This window comes from Gilliamella sp. Nev6-6 (assembly GCF_001690605.1).
GTDB lineage: Bacteria > Pseudomonadota > Gammaproteobacteria > Enterobacterales > Orbaceae > Gilliamella > Gilliamella apicola_C.
This window is the reverse complement of sequence record NZ_LZHP01000039.1, coordinates 1-2,168: the sequence shown is the minus strand read 5'-3', so window position 1 is coordinate 2,168 and position 2,168 is coordinate 1. Positions and strand designations below refer to the sequence as shown.

General features: G+C 48.0%; 1 tRNA gene and 2 rRNA genes. All 3 read right to left on the bottom strand.

The window, feature by feature from the left end:
• Positions 1-846, bottom strand: a 23S ribosomal RNA gene (locus tag A9G42_RS05030); the annotation flags it as partial.
• A 256-nt stretch (positions 847-1,102) separates the two neighbouring features.
• Positions 1,103-1,178: transfer RNA gene (locus A9G42_RS05025), tRNA-Glu, on the bottom strand.
• Between the two features lie 54 nt (positions 1,179-1,232).
• Positions 1,233-2,168, bottom strand: a 16S ribosomal RNA gene (locus A9G42_RS05020); the annotation flags it as partial.

Sequence of the window (2,168 nt, the reverse complement as noted above, 5' to 3'; positions counted from 1 at the left end):
TCATGAGGCGCTACCTAAATAGCTTTCGGGGAGAACCAGCTATCTCCCGGTTTGATTGGCCTTTCACCCCCAGCCACAGGTCATCCGCTAATTTTTCAACATTAGTCGGTTCGGTCCTCCAGTTAGTGTTAACCAACCTTCAACCTGCCCATGGCTAGATCACCGGGTTTCGGGTCTATACCCTGCAACTTAACGCACAGTTAATACTCGGTTTCCCTTCGGCTCCCCTATTCGGTTAACCTCGCTACAGAATATAAGTCGCTGACCCATTATACAAAAGGTACGCAGTCACTATTACCCAACGGTAACAGCTCCCACTGATTGTACGTACACGGTTTCAGGGTCTATTTCACTCCCCTCCCGGGGTTCTTTTCGCCTTTCCCTCACGGTACTGGTTCACTATCGGTCAATCAGGAGTATTTAGCCTTGGAGGATGGTCCCCCCTTCTTCAGACAGGATATCACGTGTCCCGCCCTACTCTATAAGCTTCCACATCATGCATTTTCATGTACGGGACTTTCACCCTCTATCGTGCGACTTTCCAGACGCTTCCACTAATACATCATGCTACCCGCTTGGGCTCCTCCCCTTTCGCTCGCCGCTACTTAGGGAATCTCGGTTGATTTCTTTTCCTCGGGGTACTTAGATGTTTCAGTTCTCCCGGTTAGCCTCATATAACTATGAATTCATTATATGATAGTGTAGTCACCTACACTGGGTTTCCCCATTCGGACATCAACGGCTATAGCGCCTTTTATCGGCTCACCGTCGCTTTTCGCAGATTAACACGTCCTTCTTCGCCTCTGATTGCCTAGGCATCCACCGTGTACGCTTAATTTCTTAACCTTACAACTCACAGTTGTCTTGGTTTTCAATTTACGCTTTTTTCTCTTTTTTACTTCAATACTTTTAATTTAATCAGCTTAACTCAATTTTTATCAAATATATCATTAAACCAAAAATAAAAGCTTTCCGTAAAAACGAGAACTCGTTTCTTTCAGCTTGTTCCTAATTGTTAAAGAGCTTTATCTTTCTATTCACTCAAACACTAAACCAAGCAAATACAAACATAATTTTTTAAAAATAATTCCGTCGCACTTTATGGCGTCCCCTAGGGGATTCGAACCCCTGTTACCGCCGTGAAAGGGCGATGTCCTAGGCCTCTAGACGAAGGGGACTGAATTATTTCTATTCTAAACAAACAATCTGTGTGAACACTTACGAGCTCTTCGTAAGGAGGTGATCCAACCGCAGGTTCCCCTACGGTTACCTTGTTACGACTTCACCCCAGTCATGAACCACACCGTGGTAAACGCCCTCCCGAAGGTTAAGCTATCTACTTCTGGTGCAACCCACTCCCATGGTGTGACGGGCGGTGTGTACAAGGCCCGGGAACGTATTCACCGTGACATTCTGATTCACGATTACTAGCGATTCCGACTTCATGGAGTCGAGTTGCAGACTCCAATCCGGACTTAGACGTACTTTATGAGGTCCGCTTGCTCTCGCGAGGTCGCCTCCCTTTGTATACGCCATTGTAGCACGTGTGTAGCCCTGGTCGTAAGGGCCATGATGACTTGACGTCGTCCCCACCTTCCTCCGCTTTATCAACGGCAGTCTCCTTTGAGTTCCCGGCCGAACCGATGGCAACAAAGGATAAGGGTTGCGCTCGTTGCGGGACTTAACCCAACATTTCACAACACGAGCTGACGACAGCCATGCAGCACCTGTCTCACAGTTCCCGAAGGCACTCCCATATCTCTACAGGATTCTGTGGATGTCAAGACCAGGTAAGGTTCTTCGCGTTGCATCGAATTAAACCACATGCTCCACCGCTTGTGCGGGCCCCCGTCAATTCATTTGAGTTTTAACCTTGCGGCCGTACTCCCCAGGCGGTCGATTTATCGCGTTAGCTTCGGAGCCCATCACTCTAGGCAACAAACTCCAAATCGACATCGTTTACAGCGTGGACTACCAGGGTATCTAATCCTGTTTGCTCCCCACGCTTTCGCATCTCAGCGTCAGTATCTGTCCAGAAGGCCGCCTTCGCCACCGGTATTCCTCCACATCTCTACGCATTTCACCGCTACACGTGGAATTCTACCTTCCTCTACAATACTCTAGTTAACCAGTTTTAAGTGCAATTCCTAGGTTGAGCCCAGGGCTTT